The following is a 21,506-nucleotide window of genomic DNA, read 5'->3' as shown; positions in this document are numbered from 1 at the left end:
CAGTATCTGTAATGACTCGCATTGATTTCTATATTCTCTCTTCCGACCAACCGGAACACGCCGATGTTTTTGCCTGCCGCCTGGCTGAGAAAGCCTTCCGCGCGGGTATGCGGGTATTAATCGCGGTAGACGACCCGCAACGGGCGGAGCAGATGGATCAACTGCTGTGGACATTTCGCGAGGACAGTTTTCTGCCCCACGCCCCGCAAACTGAAAACCAACAGGCGCAAATAGAAATTAACAGCGGCGAAGACCCCGCTGATCACCACGGCTTACTGATCAATCTCTGCTCCAAAGTACCCAAGTGGTTTAGCCGCTTTGAACGCTTGGCAGAAGTTGTGATCCAACAACCGGAACCATTAAAACGGTCCCGATTGCGATTTGGTCACTTCCGCGATCGCGGATATCCGTTACAATCCCATAAGATCAATTAGAGCCTCTAACTACGTCCGAGAGTCATGTCCGGCAAAAAAAACAAACACAAGCACCGCGGACAGCAGCGCAAGCAGCCCAGTGAATTCCTGGATGAACTTAATTCATTGCACAACCTGCTTGTCACCGACGAAAACAATGAAGAAATCCCCGTGCTCAGCCAGGTGGCCAAGCAGGGTAATCCTGTAACCCCAGAGCCCCCCACACTTCCCACTATTGCCGACATACCGAAACCCAGTGGGACACCGGCTACCAGTGAGTTCGAAGATATCGACACCTCACTGGAAGATATCGACTTGCCTATTTTATTTTCACCGGTTGAAGAAGAGATGCTGGCCCAGCAATCCCTGTCGCTGGCAGAGTCTGACCTGGCTCTTTTGCGCCCGCTTCAAGAGCTGGCTGTAGAGGATGAGGAACCACAGGCTTCCGCAGAAACCGGGCAAATCGAAGAAGAGCCCTTTGAAGATAAACCGGTTGAAACACCGTTAGAGCAGAATTCCCGGGAAACCAAAGCTGAAGATTTCCCAGAGGCCCAACCGGAGAGGCAGCCCGAACCGCAGCCGGAGCCCCGGGCGGAAAACCCGTTCCTGCCAAATCATATTCGCTCCCGCCTCACCGGTGGACGGCCCCTGCCAGTTGAAGAAAATACCCAAGTAACCGAAGCACCAGTGCCCCCGGAAACAGAAGCCCCAGCAACAGTGGCCCCGGCCCCTAAAGTAAAGGAAGAACCTGAGCTTCCAAGCACTGAGGCCCAAGCCGCCGAAGAAGATCCGGCCGCAGACCCTGAGCCCTCCGCCAAAGAGCGCCAGCGCCAGGAATTGATCGAACAACTCGTCGCCCAGCAGCTGCCCAAACTGGAGCGCCGCCTGCGCGCCCAAATAGAACACGTGGTCGACGAGCTGGGCGTCTGGGACTGATTACCAATACAGGCAAAACCTGCCTTTTGCCCATCAAACCCCGGCGGTATAATTGCCGCCTTTTCCGCGCAGCCCGAGCAAGCACCAGACTATCCTGAGCCAAAACGCTGTGCACGCAGTCAGTTAAACACAAGGTTTCCCGCCCGCATGGACAAAACATACCAGCCCAACGCCATCGAACAGCAGTGGTACAAAACCTGGGAGGAGAACGGCTACTTCAAGCCTTCCGGGGATACAGAAGCCAAGCCCTACAGCATTATGATCCCGCCGCCGAACGTCACCGGCAGCCTGCATATGGGCCACGGTTTCCAGGAGTCCATCATGGACGCCCTGATTCGCTACCACCGCATGCAGGGAGACAACACCCTGTGGCAAGTGGGCACCGACCATGCCGGTATCGCCACCCAGATGGTGGTAGAGCGCCTGCTGGGCGCCGAAGGCGTATCCCGCCACGACCTGGGCCGCGACAAGTTTATTGAGAAGGTCTGGGAGTGGAAGGAAGAGTCCGGCGGCACCATTACCCGCCAGCTGCGCCGCCTGGGCGCCAGCCCCGACTGGTCCCGCGAACGCTTCACCATGGACGACGGCTTCTACAAAGCGGTGCAGGAAGTCTTTATCAAACTGTATGAAGACGGCCTAATTTACCGCGGCAAGCGCCTGGTGAACTGGGACCCGAAATTCCACACTGCGATCTCAGACCTGGAAGTATTAAACGAAGAAAAGCAGGGTCACCTGTGGCACTTCCGCTACCCGCTCTCCGACGGCTCCGGCCACTTGGTAGTTGCCACTACCCGCCCGGAAACCATGCTCGGCGATACCGCCGTAGCCGTACACCCGGAAGACGAGCGCTACCAGCACCTGATTGGCAAGACCATCAAGTTGCCCCTGGCGGATCGCGAAATCCCGATTATTGCCGACGAATACGTCGATCGTGAATTCGGCACCGGCTGTGTGAAAATCACCCCGGCCCACGACTTCAACGACTACGAAATGGGCCAGCGCCACAACCTCGAGATGATTAACATCCTCGATGCCGACGCCCACTTGAACGACGCAGTGCCGGAAAAATACCGGGGCATGGAGCGCTTTGCCGCGCGCACCCAAATTGTCGATGACCTGGACGCCCTCGGCCTGCTGGAAAAAGTAGAGCCCCACACCCTCAAGGTACCTCACGGAGACCGCTCCGGTGCCGTCATCGAGCCCTGGCTCACCGATCAATGGTACGTAAAAACCCAGCCCCTGGCCGATGAAGCTATCGCCGCCGTTGAAGATGGCCGCGTTGAGTTCGTACCGAAAAACTACGAAAACATGTATTTCTCCTGGATGCGCGATATCCAGGACTGGTGTATCTCCCGCCAGCTGTGGTGGGGCCACCGCATCCCCGCCTGGTACGACAACGAAGGCAAAGTCTACGTTGGCCGCAGCGAAGAGGAAGTCCGCGAGAAGCACAACCTGGGCGCCGATATCAGCCTGCGCCAGGACGACGACGTACTCGACACCTGGTTCTCCTCCGGCCTGTGGACCTTCGGCACCCTGGGCTGGCCAGAAGATACCGAAGAACTGAAAGCCTTCCACCCCAGCTCCGTACTGGTCACCGGCTTCGATATTATTTTCTTCTGGGTCGCGCGCATGATGATGCTGACCCTCTACTTCAAGAAGGAAGTACCGTTTAACACCGTGTACGTGCACGGCCTGGTGCGCGACAACCACGGCCAGAAGATGTCCAAATCCAAGGGCAACGTGATCGATCCTATCGACCTGATCGACGGTATCGACCTGGAGCCCCTGGTAGAGAAGCGTACCTCTGGTCTGATGCAACCTCACCTGCGCGAGAAGATCGAAAAGCAAACCCGCAAGGACTTCCCCGAAGGTTTCTCTGCTTTTGGTACCGATGCCCTGCGCTACACCTACTACTCACTGGCATCCACCGGCCGCGACATCAAGTTTGATGTGGGCCGTATCGAAGGCTTCCGCAATTTCTGTAACAAGATCTGGAACGCCTCCCGCTACGTTCTGCAAAACTGCGAAGAGCACGATTGTGGGCAGGATGGCAGCACGGATTTCGAACTGACTATCGCCGACCGCTGGATTATTTCCCAGCTGCAGCGCACCGAAATCACCGTACGCGAAGCCATGGATACCTACCGCTTCGACCTCGCCTCCCAGGCCCTGTACGACTTTATCTGGAGCGAGTACTGCAGCTGGTACCTGGAGCTGTCCAAGCCGGTACTGTGGGACGACAACGCCTCCGACGCAGTGAAGAAAGGCACCCGCCGCACCCTGATCCGCGTACTGGAAACCATTTTGCGTCTGGCCCACCCGCTGATGCCGTTTATCACCGAAGAAATCTGGCAGCGTGTAAAAACCCTCGCCGGTTCCAACGGTGACACCATTATGCTGCAGCAGTACCCAGAGGCCGACAGCACCAAGATCGACGAGGAAGCGGAAGCGGCTGTTGCCTGGTTGAAGCAGGTTATTGAAGGCGTGCGTAATATTCGCGGTGAAATGAATATTTCCCCAGCGAAGAAAATCCCACTGATCCTGCGCGGCGGTTCCAGCCGTGACCAAGAACTGCTGGAGCAAGCCCGCAGCCTGCTGATCAAACTGGCCAGCCTCGAAGAAATCACCTGGCTGGAAAGTGGAGAAGCTGCACCCGCCTCCGCCACCGCCCTGGTAGGCGATATGGAATTGCTGGTACCCATGGCTGGCCTGATCGACGTTAAAGCCGAGAGCGCCCGTCTACAAAAAGAGATTGATAAACTTTCCAAAGAACTCGCACGAGTTGAAGGCAAACTCAACAATCCTAAGTTTGTAGATAAAGCCCCCGAAGCCGTTGTTGCCAAGGAGAAGGACAAACTCGCGGAAATGAAAGGGGCCCAAGAGCGCCTGCAACAGCAGCTTGAGGAAATCAGTAACCTTTAATAGTTCTGATAATCCGCTCCATTAAAGAGCGGATCTGATTTAAAAAAGGGGGCTCTGCCCCCTTTTCTTTTTTTGATATAAATCAGCCAACCCCTTCTTGAGCTAGTGCCTTTCGATTTTCTATCAACTTCAGAACCCGAGTATGTGCGCAATATACCTGCATCACTTATGGGTTTATCAGCTCCAAAATCAGCTTTACCGAAGTGATATGCGACCTAAAGCACGTTAAAACGCTTTAAGCACCGCTCAATCTTGCAACCCTCCTAAGTAACTAATAAGAAATCAACATGATTTCCGATTGGTTTGGCTGTTATTTTTTATAAAGATCCTGATTGATTGAAGCTCTAGGCATAACCGTGAGTTGGAGAAAGTCTATTCATTGGAGGTAGTGGCCGAAGTGATTATTTTTGCATTTGGAACAAGAATTCAGGATTGTAGGTAATTTATTGGTTTCTCAAGGTTTCTACGTATTTCTTCGTTAGATTGATTCCAGGATGACAATCATGATAATAGTGGTCAGAATGATTACTATATAAATGTTAAATGGTAAGGAGAGTTCACATTAATAAGAAGTATCTTAAACTATTCGCGGTACTACTCTCTGTATTGTTAGCAACCCCCATTTTTGCTTATGTGATTGAAATTTTGATTCGAGGAGACTATGTCTACACTGCGTCTCCAAAGGCATGGGAGAGCTTTGCTGTCTACTTCAACAACATTTCGGGACCATTCCTAGCAACTATTGCTGCGATAGTTGCCTATCTATCTTTGCAGTTTCAACTGAATGAAACCCGCAAGTTGCAAAGCATTAATCAACAGGCAGAGAATTATTTGAAGTACATTTCTCTATTGGGAGGAATGATAGACAAAAGATGGCAAGTGATTTATACATACTGCGATATAAATTTCGAACATATCGGCGAAAGTGTTATTGATCTGAACAAGCTAAATGAACTTCCCAATAAGCAGTATATGATTTCGGATGTCGTAAAACTGATGAAACTGTTTCATGATCTAAGCTTTGCGGTCCAGTGGTATACATCCATACATAAAAAGCAAATCGAGAACAATGAAGATCAATTCCCTATGAATGAATGGAGTCACTTGTCTAACGCATTTATTAGGGAACGCAGCAAACAGATGAAGTTTTGCTACTATTTTGGGTTTTCAATAAAGGGTTCACTGAAGAAAAACTCAAATGAGTTCAAGGAAGTTATCATGTATGAAAACTTTTATGAGAATCTTGAGAGTCAGGGTCTCGTATAATCACTTAACAAGTACATGCATAGGACCATATTTGCGATACGGGCATTAAGTATATGAGAGATATTGAAACAATACTCAGGGAAATAGAAAATGTCCCAGATTTTATGGGCCACAATATAACCGATGTCACATATAGAAATGGATACGGAGATACCCCATTGCATATTGCCTCCAATTGGGGAGACTGCGAAGCAATAGAACTACTGGTTTCGGCGGGCGCCGATATAAATGCTATTGGAGAAACAGGCTATACACCTTTACATTGTGCGGCGGAACAAAATTGGCCGCGAGCAGTAGCTAAGTTACTAGAGCTTGGGGCAAAGATACTAGAAGACAAAGACGGTCTCACGCCGTTAGAGTTAGCTGTATTAGCAAGAAGCAAGGACGCTGAAGATGCTCTATCTAAAACCACTTAACAAAGGCAGCCAAAGTGGGCCGCAAAAAACGCAGCCCGGACTCACATTGCTCGCCTTTAGTGACAGCGTTATAAATCCATATGAGCAAAGAAAAATTAAAGCATAGTTGTTGGCAAAATCAGTACGAAGATGCTGAAATTTTCTATCAAAAAATTAATCAGGTGGAGTGGGGTTGGGTTCTTTCGCAGTGGCAATCTGCAACTGAATTTGATATTGAGGATGGTTATGAAGGGGAAGTTGGCTCACAGATGTGCTCTCATCACCTCCTTATAAGATACTGCCCATTTTGTGGTGAAGATCTTGAAAATAGAAGAGAGGTACATGGTAGTTGATAACAAGCTAATGGACTTCGCGCGTGAAAGACACGCGCCGGTCAGCTTACGATACGCTCCAGAGCTGCCAGTTATTAGAACATTAACCCTACCGCCCAGCGGGCTGGACACGCCAACGCGCGCCCTTGCTTAGGGCGCTCCGTAATCTCAACCAACTCCATCCCCCAGCACCCCCTCCTTTTGAATACGTCTGTAGATTTCCTCACGGTGAACGGGTAGAGATTTGGGGGCACGTATGCCTATCTTTACCTGATTACCTTTAACTTCCAACACCGTAATTGAGACGTTCGCTCCAATCCGTAAGTTTTCACCCGTTCGGCGCTTTAAGATCAACATATTTGCTTCCTATTAATACTCAAATCATACGTAGACCTCCCTTAATGGAAGGATTTAAAAGTAACTGTTAAGGAAGTGTCAGGTGGGGCGCGAGAACGGTAGGCATAGAAGTAGAAAAGGCAGACGCAACGCTTCCAGAACCAAGGGACACGCCCCAAACTACTGAATGGACTCCACTTTATTGAAGACGAGCGGGTTTCTAGCGTATGATCCATATAGCCATTTTGATACTGTGCTTATCAATTTGGTTAGCTGGCCCCAGGTGTTAGCGCACCTTGGGTCAGCGCCTTTTACTTACTCTTACGTCACGCTACCGTTCTCCTTTGAGGGAATGCGTTTTAGAAAATTCTTGATTCTCCCGAATCTCTTTGGTCATTAGAAGGCTGCTCAATGACGACCCAAATACCGATAAATATCCACCGATTTTACGCAGCTTTGACACTAAAACAAACTGAATAAAATCCAATAAGATTATTTTTGTGCCTATATTTTTGGTTGCTCACGCTTTGAAAATTTCGGTTGCGTATAAAAATAGTTGTTAAGGTTGGTACTCCTCACTGCCTTTTACTTTGGAACCCAAAAACAATAGATCATCCCTAGCGGCTTCATTTTGCTGCTTTTATACACACCTTGTTGTTTTCTTCCCCAGTCAATCTTGAAGATCAAGAGCAGTCCGCATATCCACAGCAAAAAGAACGTTAACTAATTGATTTTGAATGGTTTACGTCTGTGATTAAAAGCAGAAAAATATCAGCATGTAATGCAGCCTCAATATATCCACTAGAGCAAACTTCCATCAATGTTAGTTAGCATACTTTTTTATTTGTTTTTTTCCTCTTGGGATATATTGACTGGTGGTATAATGCGGCTGCTTTTGAATACACTGTTATAACTCCTGGGAATAGAAGTGAATTTATCTGACTTGGTTGAAGGTGCTGGAAAGCTTGAGTCCGTAGAGTCCTTCAGCTACCCAGAAATTATTGAAGATATTCAAGTCATTCGGTTAAATTTTCATTCCATGAACTGTGATATATACGCAATTCAGGAAACTGATGAAATTCGTTTACAAGAATCAATGGCTGTAGAAGGAGTGGTGGTAAATAAGCGAAGTACCGTTTTTCAAGCCTGTGTAGGTAGTGAACTATTGTGGGCTTGGGATATGACGAATAATCAAGGTTTTTCTGATGCTTTGAAATTTGAATTCAAGAATGGAGTGTCGGTGGAACTTGTGGTTGTGGCTTCTTCAATAAAACAGTTCCATGTAAAAGAGTTATAACAAGTGACTATGGTTACTCGTCAAGTTTTTAAACCATACTTTCATCCCAGTAGGTGTTGTTTTTCACCATTGTATTCAGGATCGTAATCTGCTTTCTCATGCAGGCAACCAGAGCAACCTTTTTAGGTTTGCCAGCGTCGACTAATCGCTTATACATGGGCTTTAGTTTGGGATGATGTTGTATGGCCGACATGATGGAAACAAAAAGAACCGTGCGTACGCGATGCCTTCCACCTCGAATATATCGTTTGCCCTGGAAGTTGCCGCTATCACGGTTCATCGGGGCGATACCGACAAGTGCAGCGATTTCTTTACGGTTCAATTGTCCTAGCTCAGGAAGTTCACTCATTAACGTATAGGCCAATACATTTCCGACCCCTTTGGCACTCAACAATAGGTCACGCCTTTGCCGCCACTCAGACACACTGTTAACCAGTTTATCCAGTTGCTTGTCGATACCTTGTAGCTCTTTCTTGATGGTGTTTAGAATGGTCTGTATAGGTTTGTGTACTGATTTCGGCATTCTCTGAAGCCGATTCTTTTGCATTGTACTCATCTCTAAACACTGACTTCTTACCGCCAGTAAGTCACTGACCTCCCTAAGCTTTTCTGGTTTTAGCACCGACAGCCCTGGCTTCATGGCCTCACCAAAATGTGCAATATCCATTGCATCTAGCTTGTCAGTTTTGGCGAGGCGCCCTGCGGATTTAGCGAAGCTCCTTATCTGCGAAGGATTGCAAACAACAATAGGTAATCCGGCTTTGTCGGCGGCGCAAACAAACTCTAACTCGAGCCTTCCCGTAGACTCTATTAATACTCTTTGAGGTTTAAGAGGTTGTAGTTGTTTAATGGCATCTTTAATGCCATTTTTATCATTGGCAACACTAAAGAACTGGCCAGTAGGTCTCACATAAATATCGAGTTGTTTACTGCTGGTATCGATACCGACATTGATCTCTTGAGGTTCCATAAGATAAGCTATCTCCGCCTTGCTATTCGGGCTCGAGGCCCACATGACTATCCGAGTTATGCCTAGTGAGTGCTTATCACGTTCATACTTGTTATCGGTCTTTTACGAACCAGCCAATCAGCGAACTGTGATAAACAAGGCCTTCGGTGGCCGCCGAAGGTGGGTCTCAATTTACCCGTTAACGAAAAGGATTTTCAACATCAGAATCGGGCAAGAACAACCATACAAGGCCTTACACGAGACAAACTGGTGAACGCGGCGTTAAACGTAAGAATGAATATGAAAAAATATATAATTTTATTCGCTACTCTGATTGTTGGTTGCTCAGATAAAGCGCCTCCACCTGAATTTGAGTCATTTAGGTTGGTTGAAGAAGGAAGATTTGAAATTTGCTTTCGGCAACCATTTTCAAATCACCAGGTAATGCTTGCATTAGAAATATTGAATAATGACGGCACTGTTATAGATCGAAAGTGGCATGATGAATATCAGATTCTCTACGATGGCCGAATTCAAGGTGGGAGCAAGTGCTATGACTCGGCTTTTATTAACTTCATGTCTGCTGCTAATTCAACACCAAAAGAAATCAGAGATACGCTACATAGCCATAAAGATACAATGATCAAAGAAATAAGATTCCATGTTGCAACTTCAAAAGATGGAAACTATCGTAGTAAAAAACCAGATACTGTATATATCTCTGGCGTATACAATCCAACAACTAGCAACTCACGTTTAACAAATAAAGACACCGGACGCCATAAAGTCACGTCCGTGCTTTAGGCGTTATTATTCAAGATAGTGTTTATGGATAGATATAGAGAACACCTAAGAAAGCAAGGATTTAATCTTCAAGATGAAATAGGAAGAGGGTTATCAGGTACTACCAGAAGCGCTCTTCAACCTTCCTTGTCGAGAAAGGTAGCTGTAAAATTCTTTGATACGCGACTTAACAGAGATAATGAAGAGCTAAAGAAGAGATTTAAACGTGAAGCTTTCATATTAGCCGAAGTTCAGCACCCTTCGATTCCGTATGTAATCACACATGGGAGTATTTCTGTAGAAAACGGAAGTATCCCATATATCGTCATGCAATATATTGAGGGCGATACACTCGATAAGTATTTCGATAGCCATCGACCACTGTCATATCAATATGCTATTTCCGTGGTAACGCAATTGCTCGAAGCCCTTGTGTTTATCCATTCAAAGGGTGTTATTCATCGCGATATTAAACCCGCTAACATTATGGTATCTGAACTTGGACACTGCTATTTGATCGATTTCTCAATAGGCTTTTGTGATTCTGATATGAAGAATTTTACAAGAGCTACTTCAACAGGAGATCATTTGGGATCAATTGATTATATGTCGCCTGAGCAGAAGCTTGACATGAAGTCGGTAGACGCTAGAGGGGATATTTATTCGCTTGGATTGGTACTCTGTTACATGTTATCAGGTCACCCTACGCCTAGCGTACTGGATAAACTAAGTGGTGGAACTCCTGTAAAACTTAAACAGATTATAAAGAAAGCATGTTCCTTAGAAATTAAGGATAGATTTCAAAGTGCAGACGAGTTTCTACGCGAACTAAAAAATATTTCCAATTTATCTGTGTCTCAAATGAGATCGCCGAAAAAAGCGCTTTGTAATAATCAAAAATGCCCAGGGGCAGTTTGGTCTCCAAATGGATACTACAAAGGAGCAAACTACATTGACCACAGCAGTAATATCCATTGTACGGACTGTGGAAACAAATTGATCTATGAATGCGAATGCGGCTATCCAATTGCAGACACCCCATTTTGTGGGGGTTGCGGCGTCCAATTAGCGACAGTTCCTGAATGTGAAAAGTGTGGATCTCATCTTCAGCGAGAAGATATTGGAAGTGACACGGCTAAAGATGGATGTAGCAAATGTAGATCAAGGGAAAGTACTAGTAATCCAGCTATACCGATTTACCAACCTCCACAAGCATTTCGATCAACTGTCCCCAGCGAATTTGATGACGATATTCCTTTTTGACGGTAGCTGCGTATTGAATACTAACAAGTTGATGTATTTCGTTCCGCCCCTTCTGGGCCACACCGGATTATCGATGTTTCGAAGCGAAAGCCGATGATCGCGGCGTTAACTTTAAGACTTACCCACGTTTAGTAGACACCCTGTATAGTTAGGTTTAGGCCTAACACGGAGGTGTATCATGGGTAAGAAAAGAACTCAGGCGTATACGGAGGAGTTCCGCAGAGAAGCAGTTAAGAGAGCGGAAAAGCCTGGAGCAACAACGGCTTCTGTGGCGCGAGAACTAGGCGTCAGCGCACGGCAGATCTATAACTGGCGTCGTCTATTTAATCGACTGTCTGATAAGCAGTTCAATAGTTTAGACAGTGTCGACTATTCCAAACAGGAAAGCGCTGAAGTTCGCAAGCTCAAGAAGGAGCTCCATGAAGCTCGTCAGGAGGTTGAGTTTCTAAAAAAGGCAGCTGCGTACTTTGCGAACCACCAAGAGTAAAGTACACATTGATACAAGAGCATGTAGGGTCATTCCCGGTTAGCTTGATGTGTCGGTGTTTAGATGTCTCAAGATCGGACTATTATCGATGGCGGGGACGATTGCCATCTGCTCGCACGATTAGAAAGATACGAACAATCGAGAAAATCCGAGAGACGTTTTCTAAGTTTAAAGGTCGGCACAAATAGGACACCCATGAATCATGCCCAGCTGTATCATTGACTCTACCTTTTAGACCACCCCGTTTCGGTGCTCTTGGCCACCTCACCTCCAGGCTAAGCCTTATAGGATGTTTCTGTTCGCCAGCTCGCTGTCTTGCTAGCGGCTTCCTCCCCAAAAAATCTCACAGTGTTGCAGTTGCCATTCGCTAATAGTTAGCATTTAATGGCGCCCATTATATGGTGATCTTCCTACACGGGACTTTCACCCCATTAGTCCACGCCCATACCGAGCGTACTAAGTGGCAACAATGCATAGCCTTTGGCTGCCGGACTCAGCACCCTGTGCTCCTCCGTTGCACCAGACGATAGGTGAATATGAGTCGGAAAATTCAGATAATCAAATTTCCTAAGATTTCGCTTTCATGGTCAAAGTGGGAAAGATGGGACCGCTTGGCTGAAGACGGATCGGAAAACCTAAAGAATGAACCTGGGGTTTATGAAGTAACAAGAAAGCCAGGGTCTAAAAAAAGGTTAACCATAGGTAAAGCGGTCAATCTTCATCAAAGAGTTCTTCGTGGTCTGGTGCTAGGTAAATTGTCACACTCTACTGGTGAAAGAATACGCATAAATGAAAAAAACATAGACAAACTATACGTTCGTTGGGCTGCAACTGAATATCCAGCAGCATGTGAAGAATATCTACATAAAGAATACGTGGCGCATTATGGTAAATTGCCAGAACAAACTAAAATCACCTAAATCGGGTAGTTGGTAGTTTATAGCAACCGACCCACATGGCCTATTGTGAGGGTCCGCAACGGGCAACTCCCTAACCATGATTAATCTCATCTCAACGATACTTTTATGACAGAGGCCTGTGGTTATTTATCTGCCCTGGTTTGGGCCTTAGAAATCGGCAAAGATAATAAGGATAAATTAAATGAACTATAGAGAAAGTAAGGTGGTGGATCTTCTGTACAGAGCCTTGCTTTGGGCCAGTCTTGCTTACTTGATGTGTTACCTTTCTGAGGAAATAGGGTCTAGCACTGGTAAATTTTTAGAGAACGCACTGAAGATAAAACCTGATATAAATTGGGGCAACTTTGTTGCATTGGTAGGGCTGTTGGTGGCCCCTTTTGCTATGGTGCTAAGGGAAGCTGAATACGCTTTTCAGAAGCGTAATATGCGTATTGCAGTAGTCAGTTTTATAGTGTTTTTGTTGGGCAAGATATCATCTGATTTGATACTTATTTGTTACGGAATGATGTCTTTTGTTTTAGGTTGGAGTATATATTTATTTGCGAACAATAATCCCACTTCTCACGAATATTTGATTTTTGGTGTTTCACTGCCAATCTACTTATCTATTATGTTTTTTCTTTCCTTTATGTCGCTTATAGTTCGATCCGAGTTAAATGGTAGGCTATTTGGGTGGTGGCGTAGTCAGTTTCCTGCATTTGGTCGTATGGCAATATATAGTTTAGTTTTTGCTGTATTTGGTGTTGTGAGCTGGGTACACCACTAGTTTCTAAATTGGGTAGCCGGTAGCTTATAGCTACCAGCCCCTTCTATCCCCGCGATAGTGGTTGGCGGGCAGGGCCTATTTATGAGTCATCAGCCACGCTAACAGCTTCACAGCAGCAAGCTAAACAGATCTCCTCAGATAAGAACATCAACTTTCACTACACAACTGCATCATTTACTCTACCCGTTAAACCACATGGCTTCGCTGTTCCTGGCCACCTCGCCTCCAGGCTAAGCTTCATAGGATGATTCTGTTCCTCAGCTCGTAGTTTTGCTAGCAGCTTCCTCCCCATAAGACCTCACAGTATTGCAGTTGCCATTCGCTAGTAGTTAGCATTTAATGGAACCCATTAAATGGTGATCCTCCTACATGGGAATGGGACTCTCACCCCATTAGTTTACAACCATGCTGGGCGTACCAAGTCAATCAATGCCACCGACATCTTACTTTATGTACTTTTGTATGGCTGCTACGCTCCCATTTACGCGCAAAAGTATATAAAATAAGCCGCGACTGATTGCGGCACTAGCATTCACATCCACATAATCCGTCAAACCTAAAGAAATAAGAGAATGTCAGAATTTTACATAACAATTAATTTCAATGTTCCTCAAGATAAAAGGTCTAAAATCGAGAGCTTTCTCGAGGAGGGAACTATGAGCATGGATACTGAGGGTGCTATCAATGCGATCTCGTCGTTGGGAGAAGGTATCCGTGAGCTGCTTGAGATAACGGATGATGAAGGTGAGAGAGAGTGGTTAGATGAGCAGTTAACTTTGGAAGAACAGTTGGAGCCTCAGGAATGGAATATTGATGGAAATTCCGTGGAAATCGAATACATGTGCGACTCTTGGGTTGCAAAGGGTTTCGTGAACTTGCTAATTAATATCTATCGCCTAGCTGGAATGGAAGGTGTTTCTGCAGCTGAACTCAATGAAGACGAATTTTGCGAGTAATCAAAGCTAAATTGGGTAGCCAGTAGTTCTAGCTACCGCCCCCCACACCACCCATCATGCGGGTCCGCAATGGGTGGTTCCCTATCCGTAATAAACCCCTACCCAACACTAGAGTCAAGCATCTCTTCATTTAAGTTGATTGTCATGGCAGTACTCTCCCTCAACGTTATATCCAGCTGAAAACATATCGGTAGGCTACCCCTGCCTTTTAACTCATGGATTTAGGTCCAGGCTTTCACCGTGTCTAAGCTTTTCATCTAGGCATTGGCGCTACTCTGCAGTCTGCCGGCTTTAGATTAATAAGCTCATCAGCCATTACTGACCGAGGCGCGGCTATGTCCCACCATTTTTGTCTATCCCCACGGTGGTGGCTAGCGGGTTGGACCTAATTATGGGTCAGCGGCCGCGCTGCCAGATTCACAACAGCAAATTAAACAGATCTTCCTAGATAAAAACGTTAACTTTCACTACGAGGAAGATCTAGGACAGCCAAAGACTGGGGGGCGGTGCCGGCAATAGAGCAGCTCCCTCCCTTGCGGCTCTTTCTCTTTGGTTTACAGGTAAAGGAGATTAAATACTTGGAATTGGTCTTCAGGCTATTGGGATCGCTGTTTTTCGATAAAAGGGCGGTAATCGTGCTGTTGAGTACTTGAGGCCGGGGTAGATTAGCAGGGCGTAGCTGAGAGGAGGCGCCGACAGTCGCTTATACCGTGTACCCAGTGTTTATCGAGTTGAGCACAAACTTTTTGTACAACCTCTACCGATCCCACCAAGCCTTTAAAGCGACTTTCAAAGTTCCGGCTGAGATAGAGCCAGTGCTTGGGTGAAATACCGAGCCGCTCCAGAATAGGCGGAGTGTTTTCGGCAATACAACCTCGTTTTCTTGGGTCTAAATGCCGGCCGCTCCAGTCCACTAACTCCATATAGTGATCCAGCTGGAAAGGAAGCCCTTTCGGCATATTCAAACGCTCACCGCCGACAAACGGAAGTAGATTTTTGGGCTGCTTACCTGAGACTGCCGCACGAATACGCTGTTGAATCGAAGTGTAATCAGACTCTTCAGGTGTCTTGGCAATATTGGCACGGATGGGGTTAAGGTCTACGTAGGCCATACAGGCGGCGAGTGCTCTTTCATCCAATAAAGCCTGAGACTTGAACCGGCCCTCCCAAAAGCGGCCGGTACAGTTGTCTTCAGCATTGGCCTGGCGGGCGATGGATTCATTTAAACAGCGCATAAACCAGCTGATATCCATTAGACGCTCCCGCCATAGGGAAACGACCTCCTTTAGCCTGTCTTCCTCAGCGTGATCGAGAGTGTCGCCCTGAAGATAGCGCTGGGCCAAGCTAGAGGCTTTGAAGAGCTGTTGCCAGCGAGTAATTACCTCTGTAAGAGACCACTTGTTAGCCGATTTTGTGTCGATATAGAGCACTATATGGTAGTGATTACTCATTACTGCATAGGCGGCAATATCTAGCGCAAACACCTCGGCTAACTTATGCATACGGCTTTCAATCCATTCGCGCCGATACTCGTAATCTTTTCCGGATTCAGTATCTCTGCCACAGAGAAATGCACGCCGTACACAGCGGGAGACACAGTGATAGTACGGTGTTGCATCAAGAGATATATGGGTGCTTCGCGGTAGAGTCATCGGCTGCACGCGCACTTAGCTGTATAAACATACAGCATTTTGTGGGATTTCAATCTTTTGTCAATAGGGATGGCGGTTTATACTTTCTATTTGGTGGGTGTCCAGGATTAACACCGTCCCACAAACCTCACGATGTTGCAGTTGCCATTCTCTGGTAGTTGGCATTTAATGCAGTCATTAAGTGGTGATCTTCCTACAGGGGATTTTACCCCATTAGCTCACGCCCATGCTGGGCGCACCATGCGCAGGCTGGCGGACCAGTTATCCGATCGTTCCTCACTACAAACTGCTCATAGCTATGGGCGTTATGCTAGGTAGGGTCTTGAAGAAATCTTACAGTTACAGCCCTGCAAATGGGAAAGAACAACCCGATGGAGAATACTCTATTGTGGTTTCCGATGGTACACGTAAATTAGTGTTGCCGGGAGATGAGCTGCGCCATGAATATTCATATGGTGATCTTACTCTGCTGATTTCTAATTATGATTATTACGATGGTGTAAGTTATTGGTATAGCCTGCTTGGTAAAAATGGCAGCATCATAGATCGCGTTTCAACACCAGATAGATTCGGATTTATTGAAGAACTCACAGTCGAAGGTGAAGACCTCTTGGAGTTCGGCATCTTTGATAGTAATGAGCGCTGGCGGCTACGTATTTGCGAACTTGGCTTCAGGTCTTTCTCTTGGGAGGCCATTTTTCAGGGGGAGCCTAAATATTGGTTTCGTCGGCATTACCTAAAACTAGAAAAGGTATAACAAGGCATTTCACACGTTCCGGCAGTCAAAGCTGTGCTTTGCCTACCGGGTAAAAATGGCACTCGGCGTTCAAGGAAGAGCAATGAAGGTAGCTATTATATTAGTACTAGCAATAATTGGTAATCCTGCTTGGGGTAATAGCCTCAATACAGTCGAAAAAATACAGAAGAGTATTTCTGCAAATCTTTCGCAAGGCGACAGTCAGCAAGTAATTGAAGAATACTTAGCTTCAACCAACATTGCGCACTCTTATGACAAGCATTATTTTAGGTATCAAGCCATCGTACGAGAAAATGAGGCTGACTGTAAATTTGAATCTATATTTCTTTGGCTACTCTATGACTGCACCATTCAAATATATATCAACTTAAACGAGCAAGGAGGCTACAAAGATCATGAGGTTTACCAAAGTTATTCTGGCTTGTAGTGCCACAAATAGGACACCCATGAATCATGCCCATCTGTATGATTGACTCTAGCCGCTAGATCACTCGGCTTAGGTGCCCTTAGCCACCTCGCCACCAAGCTAAGCCTTGTAGGATGTTTCTTTTCGTCAGTTCGTAGTTTGCTAGCGACTTCTGATCCTCCCCACAAGATCTCACGGTGTTGCAGTTGCCATTCGCTAGTAGTTAGCATTTAATGGAACCCATTAAATGGTGATCCTCCTACATGGGACTTTCACCCCATTAGTTCACGCCCATGCTGGGCGTACCACAATGTTGGGATCGGACACGATACTGCACGCTTTGAATTATGCTTTCATTACATTGCAACGTCATTCAAGTCACTCACCATCGTGTCGCTGAACATAGCGTTAATAAGCATATGAAGATCAGAATTATCACTTCGATACTTATCTTATTTTTTACAGGATGCACCACTATCGAAGTGCTACCTGTGAAAAATCTCCCTTCATTCAAAAATGAAGTGACATTAGGAAGCCCAGTTAATGCCCCCCCGAGAAAATATCCCAAAAGTATGCTTGAAGCAGGTCAAGAAGGATGGGTTATTCTTAAAGTGGATATAGATGAAACTGGTGCACCCAATAACATCAGGGTTGTTGATTACAGTCCCAACAAAGATTTCATTAAAGCGGCAAAATATAATGTAAGTGGGAGTATTTTCGCCCCACACATAGTAAATGGGCAGGCAGTCTACCTAAAAGACTATATTCTGGTTACTAGCTTTAAATTGTCAGAGAAATATCTTAAACCGGATAGCCGGTAGCTTCTAGCTACCGGCCCCCACCACCATCGTACGGGTCCGCAATGGACGATTCCCTATCGATAATGAATCTCTCACCAACGATAGTGTCGAGCAGATCTTCATTAGACTACTATGCCGTCGGCTGACTTCTGCTTAATCACCTCGGCCATTACTGACCGAGGCTCTGCTATGTCCCACCACTTTTGTCTATCCCCGCGATGGTGCCTAGCGGATTGAGCCTGCTTATGAGTTAGCGGCCACGCTGGCAGCTTAACAGCAGCAAGCTAAACAGATCTCCCCAGGTAAGAACGTGAACTTTCACTGCATAGCTGCATCATTGACTCTGCCCGTTAGATCACATGGCTTCGGAATCCTTGGACACCTAGTCTCAAGTCTAAGCCTTATAGGATGTTTCTGTTCGTCAGCTCGTTTGCTAGCGGCTTCCTCCCCAAAAGACCTCGCGGTGTTGTAGTTGCCATTCGCTAATAGTTAGCATTTAATGGAACCCATTAAACGATGATCTTCCTACAGGGGACTTTCACCTCATTAGTTCACGCCCACGCTGGGCGTACTAAACCGCAGCAATCGCTCCCTTTGGTCGCTAGGACAGCCAAAACGCTGCGCTTATTTGTTTACTCTTGTGCGGGGCGTTATGCGTTAAAAAAAGGATCCCCAATATGAATAATTTTATTGGTAAATGGGCGATTATTGAAATGGAACAATGGGATCAAGAATATATTGATCTTGTTGAACCTGATTATTTCAATTTCGAGAAAGGTGGTCAAGGACAGTTTGTGTTTGGCACAGTAAATGGTTTTATTGACTGCCGTTATGACAACGAAAAACACCCAACTAAAGTGGACTTTTCATGGGAGGGATCATCTGAGCATGACCCGGTTAGCGGAAGGGGATGGTTCAAAATCAAATCAGAAAATTCAATTTATGGTATGCTATTTATTTATAATAGTGACGAATCGTGGGTAAAGGCTACCAAGAAATAACTTGGCATAAATTGAGTAGCCGGTAGTTTCTAGCTACCGGCCCCATACCACCCATCCTGCTGGCCCACCTATTCGCAATAAATTTCTACCCGAGAACGCTGCTGGATTCCACCATTTTTTGATCTATCCCTAAGCTGGTGACTAGCAGGTTAGGCCTACTTATGAGTCAGCGGCCACGCTGACAGCTTCACAGTAGTAATCTAAACAGATCTCCCCTATAAGATCATGAACTTTCACTACACAGCTACCTCATTGACTCTACTCGTTAGATCACCTGGCTCGGTGTCCTTGGCCACCTCGCTTCCAGGCTAAGCCTTATAGGATGTTCCCGTTCGTCAGCTCGTAGCTTTGCTAGCGTCTTCCTCCCCACAAGACTTTGCGGTATTGCAGTTGCCATTCGCTAGTAGTTAGCATTTAATAGAACCCATTAAACAGTGATCTTCCTACAGCGGACTTTCACCCCATTAATTCATGCCCATGCTGGGCGTACCAAAGCCAAGCGCGAACGCCAGCAAAGCTAGCTGGACCTACATCCCGCAGCATCGCTGCTTCATTTTGGCCCGTGTTGGTGACGTTAGGCATTTTGAGTATTAAGAGATGTTTGTAGAAAAGCATATAGCTGAAGATTTCTTAGAAAAATATAAATCCATAATGGCGTTTTTGAATAATGGAGAAAATGCGAACGGAGCAAGTGAGTATGCTGAGCTCAGAGAGAAAATATACTCTGATTTCCGCCTTAACAAGAATTCATTTTCTAAACTAGTTGGGAATGAATTTATAGCCTCTATAGAGAAGGCCGTATTTGATAAGTTTGTATATTTGAAAAGGTATCAAAAGGGGTACGTAATGCTAAGTACCTCAAACAATATGTATTACCAAGTCCATGCGCTTACTTCACCATTGGAAGAAATTGCTGAAGACTATATTTTAATTGAAACTGCATTAATACCATATGCCGGAGTATGGGTTTGTGATGGCTTAATTCTCAGGTATGCATCACTTGGGAAGGATATACAGAAATCGGTAAGAGATGGCTATTGGGAAGCTAAACGCGCTGGTAAATTACAAATACATGTCTGAATCGGGCAGCCGATAGTTTCTAGCAACCGGCCCCCACACCACCCATCGTGCGAGTCCGCAATGGGCAGCTCCCTATCCGTAATGAACCTCTACCCAACGATAGTGTCGAGCAGGTCTTGAGTTGAGTGTCATCGCAGTGCGCTATCTCAACTTTATTCGCCTGGAAACATACCGATAGACTAGCCCTGTCTTTTAACTCGTGGAGTTTAGGTTCAGGCCTTCATCATGTCCAAGGTATTAATCGCGGCATTAGGCTACTGTGCCACCGACTAAATTCTCTTGCATCACCTTAATCATCACTGACCGAGGCGCTGCTGTGTTCCAGCACTTTTGTTTATCCTTGCTATAGTGGCTAGCGGGTTGAAACTACCTATGAGTCAGCGGCCACGCTGACAGCTTCACAGCGGTAAGCTAAACAGATCTCCCCAGATAAGAACGTGAACTTTCACTACATAATTGCATCATTGACTCTACCCCTTAGACCACCCGTTTCGGTGTCCTTGGTCACCTCGCATCTAGGCCAAGCCATATAAGATGCCTCTGTTCGCCAGCTCGTAGTGTTGCTAGCGACTTCCTCCCCACAAGACATCACGGTATTGCAGTTGCCATTCGCTAGTAGTTAGCATTTAATAGAATCCATTAAATAGTGGTCTTCCAACAAGGGCCCATTAGTCCATGCTCATGCCGGATCTACCAAAGGTAAACACCGGAAAATTTAAAGCTTCAGCTGCGCCTACACTTCAACTTTCTAGTGTTAGGAGCATTATATCTTGGGAGTGTAAAGTGCCATATCAAGAAAAAGAACCAATTAAGGGAGTTGTTTCGGCTATATATGACGAACTAAAAGACACCGAAACTTATCATCGTGGGAAAAATGAAAGATCTCTGAAGTCTCATGTCCGTAATATCAGCATGAATATTAGTGAGCATCTAGCTGAGCAAAAGCAGGAGTCATTTAACAAAAATCACAGCACAAACTGGGCCCTAGGAATATTATCATTTATAGCCATCTGCTTGCTGGCGAATAGTGCGCAGGAAAATCCAGACTATGATTGGATAGAAAACAATAAGTTAGCTTTAAAGATTTGGGGTGTATCACTGGCGGCTATTTATATTGGTGCATCACTGGATGCGCTCATCATTTTTCAAATCATTGTGGGGGTTTTCTGCTACAAAAATTGTAGTGTCAGTTTCATTCTCTGGACTTGTTGTTTATTCAACAGGCAAAGCTGCCGGTGTAATTAACAGTGTTTTTGGTGTAGACGCAACAGCCTTCCCAATAACCTATACGTTCACAACAGCCATAATCGTTTTCAATCTTATTGCTCCATTCTTATTCTTTATTTCACTTGGTGCCATCGCACATCTATTTAATGTGTACGCATGGATTCAGGAAAAATTGAAAGGAAAAACCTATGATCTTCCTCCATATCATTCCTTTGTATTCCCTATACTTGCCTGCACTATAATGTTCATCGGCTGGAGATGGTCAAATAATGAGTTTAGTGAAAGTCGACTGCCTCAAAAGGCATACATGATGGCACATGCGCTTGACTTCAATTCAAACCATGAGTGTGGAAATTTAGAAGGTGGTGTTCCGGTTGTATTCTTGGGAGCATCTCAAAATAGCGTATTAGCTGACGCATTTATGATACATGAACTAGATTTTTCATCGTTTTTTAATTATGAAGTGGATATACCCGACCAATTTTATCGAATAAAGTGCGAGCACCCAGCCTACAAAGAAAGCAGATATAAATTGAGTAGCCGATAGTTTCTAGCTACCGGC

At 45.8% G+C, this 21,506-nt stretch carries 23 protein-coding genes; 20 read left to right on the top strand and 3 right to left on the bottom strand.

The window, feature by feature from the left end; translation table 11 throughout:
• Positions 1-11: 11 nt before the first annotated feature.
• The 6 genes from ACJJIY_RS10080 (at position 12) to ACJJIY_RS10055 (ending at position 6,285) form a co-directional block, all read left to right on the top strand.
• The gene (locus tag ACJJIY_RS10080) at positions 12-434 is read left to right on the top strand and encodes a DNA polymerase III subunit chi (RefSeq protein ID WP_282933987.1); all 423 of its coding nucleotides are present in this window, start codon (positions 12-14) and stop codon (positions 432-434) included.
• Between the two features lie 24 nt (positions 435-458).
• Complete coding sequence (locus ACJJIY_RS10075; RefSeq protein WP_445359538.1) at positions 459-1,349, top strand: hypothetical protein; 891 nt, start codon at positions 459-461, stop codon at positions 1,347-1,349.
• Positions 1,350-1,496: 147 nt separating this feature from the next.
• The gene (locus ACJJIY_RS10070) at positions 1,497-4,271 is read left to right on the top strand and encodes a valine--tRNA ligase (RefSeq protein WP_445359537.1); all 2,775 of its coding nucleotides are present in this window, start codon (positions 1,497-1,499) and stop codon (positions 4,269-4,271) included.
• Positions 4,272-4,877: 606 nt separating this feature from the next.
• Positions 4,878-5,537: a hypothetical protein gene (locus tag ACJJIY_RS10065; protein ID WP_445359536.1), complete on the top strand. Its 660-nt coding sequence runs from the start codon at positions 4,878-4,880 to the stop codon at positions 5,535-5,537.
• Between the two features lie 53 nt (positions 5,538-5,590).
• Entirely contained in the window at positions 5,591-5,953 is a 363-nt protein-coding gene (locus ACJJIY_RS10060) for an ankyrin repeat domain-containing protein (protein WP_445359535.1), read from the top strand.
• A gap of 80 nt (positions 5,954-6,033) precedes the next feature.
• Entirely contained in the window at positions 6,034-6,285 is a 252-nt protein-coding gene (locus tag ACJJIY_RS10055; protein WP_445359534.1) for a hypothetical protein, read from the top strand.
• A gap of 147 nt (positions 6,286-6,432) precedes the next feature.
• Here the strand turns inward: ACJJIY_RS10055 and csrA are convergent, their stop codons facing one another.
• On the bottom strand, positions 6,433-6,621 hold the full coding sequence (csrA, locus tag ACJJIY_RS10050) for a carbon storage regulator CsrA (RefSeq protein ID WP_445359533.1): 189 nt from the start codon (positions 6,619-6,621) through the stop codon (positions 6,433-6,435).
• 907 nt (positions 6,622-7,528) lie between these two features.
• Between csrA and ACJJIY_RS10045 the strand changes: the two genes are divergently transcribed.
• Positions 7,529-7,897, top strand: a complete 369-nt coding sequence (locus ACJJIY_RS10045; RefSeq protein ID WP_445359532.1) for a DUF6334 family protein — start codon at positions 7,529-7,531, stop codon at positions 7,895-7,897.
• 28 nt (positions 7,898-7,925) lie between these two features.
• On the opposite strand, the gene ACJJIY_RS10040 is transcribed toward ACJJIY_RS10045, so the two are convergent.
• Entirely contained in the window at positions 7,926-8,867 is a 942-nt protein-coding gene (locus ACJJIY_RS10040) for an IS110 family RNA-guided transposase (RefSeq protein ID WP_445359531.1), read from the bottom strand.
• Between the two features lie 279 nt (positions 8,868-9,146).
• Here ACJJIY_RS10040 and ACJJIY_RS10035 point away from each other — a divergent pair, with 279 nt between their 5' ends.
• From ACJJIY_RS10035 to ACJJIY_RS10010, 6 genes are all read left to right on the top strand, one after another.
• Entirely contained in the window at positions 9,147-9,650 is a 504-nt protein-coding gene (locus ACJJIY_RS10035; RefSeq protein ID WP_445359530.1) for a hypothetical protein, read from the top strand.
• 24 nt (positions 9,651-9,674) lie between these two features.
• A complete protein-coding gene (locus ACJJIY_RS10030; protein WP_445359529.1) occupies positions 9,675-10,892 on the top strand; it encodes a serine/threonine-protein kinase in 1,218 nt (405 codons plus the stop codon).
• A gap of 178 nt (positions 10,893-11,070) precedes the next feature.
• Positions 11,071-11,379: a transposase gene (locus tag ACJJIY_RS10025; RefSeq protein ID WP_445359528.1), complete on the top strand. Its 309-nt coding sequence runs from the start codon at positions 11,071-11,073 to the stop codon at positions 11,377-11,379.
• A 536-nt stretch (positions 11,380-11,915) separates the two neighbouring features.
• On the top strand, positions 11,916-12,299 hold the full coding sequence (locus ACJJIY_RS10020; protein ID WP_445359527.1) for a hypothetical protein: 384 nt from the start codon (positions 11,916-11,918) through the stop codon (positions 12,297-12,299).
• Between the two features lie 181 nt (positions 12,300-12,480).
• A complete protein-coding gene (locus tag ACJJIY_RS10015; protein ID WP_445359526.1) occupies positions 12,481-13,065 on the top strand; it encodes a hypothetical protein in 585 nt (194 codons plus the stop codon).
• Between the two features lie 656 nt (positions 13,066-13,721).
• Complete coding sequence (locus tag ACJJIY_RS10010) at positions 13,722-14,021, top strand: hypothetical protein (protein ID WP_413664627.1); 300 nt, start codon at positions 13,722-13,724, stop codon at positions 14,019-14,021.
• Positions 14,022-14,686: 665 nt separating this feature from the next.
• Here ACJJIY_RS10010 and ACJJIY_RS10005 read toward each other — a convergent pair.
• Positions 14,687-15,673 (bottom strand): transposase, encoded by a 987-nt coding sequence (locus tag ACJJIY_RS10005; RefSeq protein ID WP_445359525.1) that lies wholly within the window; start codon positions 15,671-15,673, stop codon positions 14,687-14,689.
• 322 nt (positions 15,674-15,995) lie between these two features.
• Here ACJJIY_RS10005 and ACJJIY_RS10000 point away from each other — a divergent pair, with 322 nt between their 5' ends.
• From ACJJIY_RS10000 to ACJJIY_RS09970, 7 genes are all read left to right on the top strand, one after another.
• Positions 15,996-16,430 (top strand): hypothetical protein, encoded by a 435-nt coding sequence (locus ACJJIY_RS10000; RefSeq protein ID WP_444935087.1) that lies wholly within the window; start codon positions 15,996-15,998, stop codon positions 16,428-16,430.
• Positions 16,431-16,512: 82 nt separating this feature from the next.
• Positions 16,513-16,857: a hypothetical protein gene (locus ACJJIY_RS09995; protein ID WP_444902079.1), complete on the top strand. Its 345-nt coding sequence runs from the start codon at positions 16,513-16,515 to the stop codon at positions 16,855-16,857.
• 398 nt (positions 16,858-17,255) lie between these two features.
• Positions 17,256-17,657 (top strand): energy transducer TonB, encoded by a 402-nt coding sequence (locus tag ACJJIY_RS09990; protein ID WP_444935085.1) that lies wholly within the window; start codon positions 17,256-17,258, stop codon positions 17,655-17,657.
• Between the two features lie 656 nt (positions 17,658-18,313).
• Positions 18,314-18,637 (top strand): hypothetical protein, encoded by a 324-nt coding sequence (locus ACJJIY_RS09985; protein WP_445359524.1) that lies wholly within the window; start codon positions 18,314-18,316, stop codon positions 18,635-18,637.
• Between the two features lie 597 nt (positions 18,638-19,234).
• Positions 19,235-19,717 (top strand): hypothetical protein, encoded by a 483-nt coding sequence (locus tag ACJJIY_RS09980; RefSeq protein ID WP_445359523.1) that lies wholly within the window; start codon positions 19,235-19,237, stop codon positions 19,715-19,717.
• 783 nt (positions 19,718-20,500) lie between these two features.
• Entirely contained in the window at positions 20,501-20,962 is a 462-nt protein-coding gene (locus ACJJIY_RS09975; RefSeq protein WP_445359522.1) for a hypothetical protein, read from the top strand.
• Positions 20,901-21,491 (top strand): hypothetical protein, encoded by a 591-nt coding sequence (locus tag ACJJIY_RS09970; RefSeq protein ID WP_445359521.1) that lies wholly within the window; start codon positions 20,901-20,903, stop codon positions 21,489-21,491. The genes ACJJIY_RS09975 and ACJJIY_RS09970 overlap by 62 nt, the downstream gene beginning before the upstream one ends.
• Positions 21,492-21,506: the final 15 nt, after the last annotated feature.

The sequence above is a fragment of the Microbulbifer maximicatervae (SeqCode) genome, from assembly GCF_052468155.1.
This window is presented reverse-complemented; position numbering and strand designations above follow the sequence as displayed.